A 5,499-nucleotide genomic window follows, 5' to 3' on the forward strand; every position below is an offset into this window, starting at 1 on the left:
TTGATGCCGGCGGCGTCCTACTCTCCCACACCCTCCCGGGTGCAGTACCATCGGCGCAGGCAGGCTTAGCTTCCGGGTTCGGAAAGGGACCGGGCGTGACCCCACCGCTAAAACCACCGACAAACACACACGAAACAAACACACACCCAACCACAACCCCCACAACAACACTACAGGGGGCCACATAGTTGGTGTGCTGTGCCGTTCCAGACACTGCACAATGAACGCGAACATCTCCACAAATTCTACACAGCAGAATCACTCGTCACACAAACATAGTGTTATCCTCGGTCAATTAGTACCGGTCACCTCCAACACTCACATGCTGTCCAGATCCGGCCTATCAACCCCGTCGTCTACAGGGAACCTCAAACGAAACCTCATCTCGAAACAGGCTTCCCGCTTAGATGCTTTCAGCGGTTATCCCTCCCATACGTAGCCAACCAGCCATGCCACGGGCGTGACAACTGGCCCACCAGAGGTATGTCCAACCCGGTCCTCTCGTACTAGGGTCAGCCTTTCTCAAGTTTCAACGCGCACGGCGGATAGAGACCGAACTGTCTCACGACGTTCTAAACCCAGCTCGCGTGCCGCTTTAATGGGCGAACAGCCCAACCCTTGGGACCAACTCCAGCCCCAGGATGCGACGAGCCGACATCGAGGTGCCAAACCATCCCGTCGATATGGACTCTTGGGGAAGATCAGCCTGTTATCCCCGGGGTACCTTTTATCCGTTGAGCGACACCGCTTCCACAAGCCGGTGCCGGATCACTAGTCCCTACTTTCGTACCTGCTCGACCTGTCAGTCTCACAGTCAAGCTCCCTTGTGCACTTACACTCAACACCTGATTACCAACCAGGCTGAGGGAACCTTTGGGCGCCTCCGTTACTCTTTGGGAGGCAACCGCCCCAGTTAAACTACCCACCAGGCACTGTCCCTAACCCAGATCATGGGCCGAGGTTCAGATATCCAGCACGATCAGAGTGGTATTTCAACAACGACTCCACAACCACTAGCGTGGCCGCTTCACAGTCTCCCACCTATCCTACACAAACCGAACCGAACACCAATACCAAGCTATAGTGAAGGTCCCGGGGTCTTTTCGTCCTGCCGCGCGTAACGAGCATCTTTACTCGTACTGCAATTTCGCCGGGCCTGTGGTTGAGACAGCAGGGAAGTCGTTACGCCATTCGTGCAGGTCGGAACTTACCCGACAAGGAATTTCGCTACCTTAGGATGGTTATAGTTACCACCGCCGTTTACTGGGGCTTAAATTCTCCGCTTCGGTGAAAACACCTAACAGGTCCTCTTAACCTTCCAGCACCGGGCAGGCGTCAGTCCGTATACATCGACTTCAACGTCTTCGCACGGACCTGTGTTTTTAGTAAACAGTCGCTTCCCTCTATCCTCTGCGACCCACACCAGCTCACGGCCGAAAAAGACCATCACCAGCACGGGCCCCCCTTCTCCCGAAGTTACGGGGGCATTTTGCCGAGTTCCTTAACCACAGTTCACCCGATCGCCTTAGTATTCTCTACCTGACCACCTGTGTCGGTTTGGGGTACGGGCCGAATGTGCACATCGCTAGAGGCTTTTCTCGACAGCATAGGATCACCAACATCCCCGCAAACGGGTACGCATCACGCCTCACCCATAACAAGCCCCGGATTTACCTAGGACTCGGGCCACACGCTTACACCACAATCCAATAAGTGGCTCGGCTACCTTCCTGCGTCACCCCATCACTTGGCTACTACCAGCTCAGGTCCCGCGCATCCACCAACGCCAAGCCCACAAAGTAGACCCAGCACGAAGGCTTCAGGGCGGTTAGTATCGCTGATTCACCATGGTCGCACACACACGGGTACGGGAATATCAACCCGTTATCCATCGACTACGCCTGTCGGCCTCGCCTTAGGCCCCGACTCACCCTGGGAAGATTAACTTGACCCAGGAACCCTTGGTCATCCGGCGGATGAGGTTCTCACTCATCATTCGCTACTCATGCCTGCATTCTCACTCGCATAGCGTCCAGCACTGGGTCACCCCGCACCTTCACTCGCCACACGACGCTCCCCTACCAACCCACACCCAAAGATGTGAGCTCCGCGGCTTCGGCGGTGTACTTGAGCCCCACTACATTGTCGGCGCAGAACCACTCGACCAGTGAGCTATTACGCACTCTTTCAAGGATGGCTGCTTCTAAGCCAACCTCCTGGCTGTCTTCGCGATCCCACATCCTTTTCCACTTAGTACACCCTTAGGGGCCTTAGCCGGCGATCTGGGCTGTTTCCCTCTCGACTACGAAGCTTATCCCCCGCAGTCTCACTGCCGCGCTCTGACTTACCGGCATTCGGAGTTTGGCTGATGTCGCTAAGATGGTAGTCCCGCTAAACCAACCAGTAGCTCTACCTCCGGCAAGAAACACACGACGCTGCACCTAAATGCATTTCGGGGAGAACCAGCTATCACGGAGTTTGATTGGCCTTTCACCCCTACCCACAACTCATCCCCTCAGTTTTCAACCTAAGTGGGTTCGCGCCTCCACGACGTCTTACCGTCGCTTCACACTGGCCATGGGTAGATCACCCCGCTTCGGGTCCAGGACACGCCACTAACAACACACTAGTTAGTATTCGCTTTCGCTACGGCTACCCCACACGGGTTAACCTCGCGACGTGCCGCTGACTCGCAGGCTCATTCTTCAAAAGGCACGCCATCACCCCACCAAGGAGGCTCTGACGGATTGTAGGCACACGGTTTCAGGTACTATTTCACTCCCCTCCCGGGGTACTTTTCACCATTCCCTCACGGTACTATCCGCTATCGGTCACAACAAGTATTCAGGCTTACCGGGTGGTCCCGGCAGATTCACAGCAGATTCCACGAGCCCGCTGCTACTCGGGGACACTCGCAACCCACGTCCATGATGCTTTCACGTACCGGACTCTCACCGTCTACGGCAGGCCATTCCAAACCACTTCCGCTAACACCACACACACAGGCGACAGGCTGACAGACCCACCACACAAGACCCCACAACACCCCACATGCACACCCTGCCAGGTATCACACACATAAGGTTTAGCCAAAAATCCGATTTCGCTCGCCGCTACTCACGGAATCACTATTGTTTTCTTCTCCTACGGGTACTGAGATGTTTCACTTCCCCGCGTTCCCTCCACACCAGCTATACATTCACCAGCGGGTGACCGCGCATAACCACGGCCGGGTTTCCCCATTCGGACATCCTCGGATCAACGCTCAGTTGGCAACTCCCCGAGGCATTTCGCAGCCTCTCACGTCCTTCATCGGCTCATTGTGCCAAGGCATCCACCGTGCGCCCTTCACAGACAACACTAAAACAAACAAAGATGACTCTACAAAATTGCATAAAATAAAGAAGATACTCGCGTCCACTATACAGTTCTCAAACAACACGACACCCACAACCACACGCACACAACAAGCACACGCACAATCAACAAGATGCCCAACAAAACAGGAGCATGCTGCCCCAGACACCCAACACCGCAACAAACCAAGCTCTTCGCCGACACCACATAAAGCCATGCGACAAACAAACGATGACCCAGCAGATGATCTCCACCCGGATTCAACAAAAGCAGACTACGCAACCCCCACCACACACCACGTGCAGCGGACAAGAAGGCCTGCCACCAAAAAGCTCCTTAGAAAGGAGGTGATCCAGCCGCACCTTCCGGTACGGCTACCTTGTTACGACTTCGTCCCAATCGCCGATCCCACCTTCGACAGCTCCCTAACGAGTTTGGGCCACTGGCTTCGGGTGTTACCAACTTTCATGACGTGACGGGCGGTGTGTACAAGGCCCGGGAACGTATTCACCGCAGCGTTGCTGATCTGCGATTACTAGCGACTCCGACTTCATGGAGTCGAGTTGCAGACTCCAATCCGAACTGAGACCGGCTTTAAGGGATTAGCTCCACCTCACGGCATCGCAACCCACTGTACCGACCATTGTAGCATGTGTGAAGCCCTGGACATAAGGGGCATGATGATTTGACGTCATCCCCACCTTCCTCCGAGTTAACCCCGGCAGTCTCTCGCGAGTCCCCACCATAACGTGCTGGCAACACAAGACAAGGGTTGCGCTCGTTGCGGGACTTAACCCAACATCTCACGACACGAGCTGACGACAACCATGCACCACCTGTATACAGACCACAAGGGAAAACACATCTCTGTGCCGATCCTGCATATGTCAAGCCCAGGTAAGGTTCTTCGCGTTGCATCGAATTAATCCACATGCTCCGCCGCTTGTGCGGGCCCCCGTCAATTCCTTTGAGTTTTAGCCTTGCGGCCGTACTCCCCAGGCGGGGCGCTTAATGCGTTAGCTACGGCACGGAAGTCGTGGAAGACCCCCACACCTAGCGCCCACCGTTTACGGCATGGACTACCAGGGTATCTAATCCTGTTCGCTACCCATGCTTTCGCTCCTCAGCGTCAGTAACTGCCCAGAGACCTGCCTTCGCCATCGGTGTTCCTCCTGATATCTGCGCATTTCACCGCTACACCAGGAATTCCAGTCTCCCCTACAGTACTCAAGTTATGCCCGTATCGCCTGCACGCCCGGAGTTAAGCCCCGGAATTTCACAGACGACGCGACAAACCACCTACGAGCTCTTTACGCCCAGTAATTCCGGACAACGCTCGCACCCTACGTATTACCGCGGCTGCTGGCACGTAGTTAGCCGGTGCTTCTTCTACCACTACCGTCACTGACCCAACAAGGCCAGCTTCGTCATGGCTGAAAGGAGTTTACAACCCGAAGGCCTTCATCCCCCACGCGGCGTCGCTGCATCAGGCTTGCGCCCATTGTGCAATATTCCCCACTGCTGCCTCCCGTAGGAGTCTGGGCCGTGTCTCAGTCCCAATGTGGCCGTCCACCCTCTCAGGCCGGCTACCCGTCGACGCCTTGGTAGGCCATTACCCCACCAACAAGCTGATAGGCCGCGGGCTCATCCTGCACCGAAAAACTTTCCACCACCGACACTAAACGATGGTCCTATCCGGTATTAGACCCAGTTTCCCAGGCTTATCCCGAAGTGCAGGGCAGATCACCCACGTGTTACTCACCCGTTCGCCACTCGAGTACCCTGCAAGCAGGGCCTTTCCGTTCGACTTGCATGTGTTAAGCACGCCGCCAGCGTTCGTCCTGAGCCAGGATCAAACTCTCCATAAAAGCATATCAGCCCTACAAAAAGCCTGAACATACTGGCAAAAAAAATACTGAACTACTGACAAAAAATGTCAATCAACATCAACCCACACCACCAGGGGAGGTGGCACGAGCCGACAAACATCAACACCAATCAGCAGCACAATAAGAAAAGAACAATATTTAACAAGCAATCACGCTTGCCGGTACCATCCCAAACCACCGCGCCACACAACCGGTGCGACAAAAAATACTTGGTTTGTTACGCTATTGAGTTCTCAAACAACACACGCACACA

At 55.0% G+C, this 5,499-nt stretch carries 1 protein-coding gene and 3 rRNA genes; 1 reads left to right on the plus strand and 3 read right to left on the minus strand.

From position 1 onward, the window contains the following. Positions 1-4 precede the first annotated feature (4 nt). The 3 genes from rrf to FS507_RS16335 all read right to left on the minus strand — a co-directional run bounded on the left by rrf (position 5) and on the right by FS507_RS16335 (position 5,225). Positions 5-121 (minus strand): 5S ribosomal RNA (gene rrf / locus FS507_RS16325). A 155-nt stretch (positions 122-276) separates the two neighbouring features. Continuing rightward, a 23S ribosomal RNA gene (locus tag FS507_RS16330) occupies positions 277-3,361 on the minus strand. A 336-nt stretch (positions 3,362-3,697) separates the two neighbouring features. After that, positions 3,698-5,225 (minus strand): 16S ribosomal RNA (locus FS507_RS16335). Together the 16S, 23S and 5S rRNA genes form the textbook arrangement of a ribosomal RNA operon. 65 nt (positions 5,226-5,290) lie before the next feature. On the opposite strand from FS507_RS16335, the gene FS507_RS18090 reads away from it, so the two are divergent. Further along, on the plus strand, positions 5,291-5,499 hold a 209-nt coding region (locus FS507_RS18090; RefSeq protein ID WP_222121447.1), incomplete at its 3' end, for a hypothetical protein.

The sequence above is a fragment of the Corynebacterium glyciniphilum AJ 3170 genome (assembly GCF_007673095.1).
Classification (GTDB): Bacteria; Actinomycetota; Actinomycetes; order Mycobacteriales; family Mycobacteriaceae; genus Corynebacterium.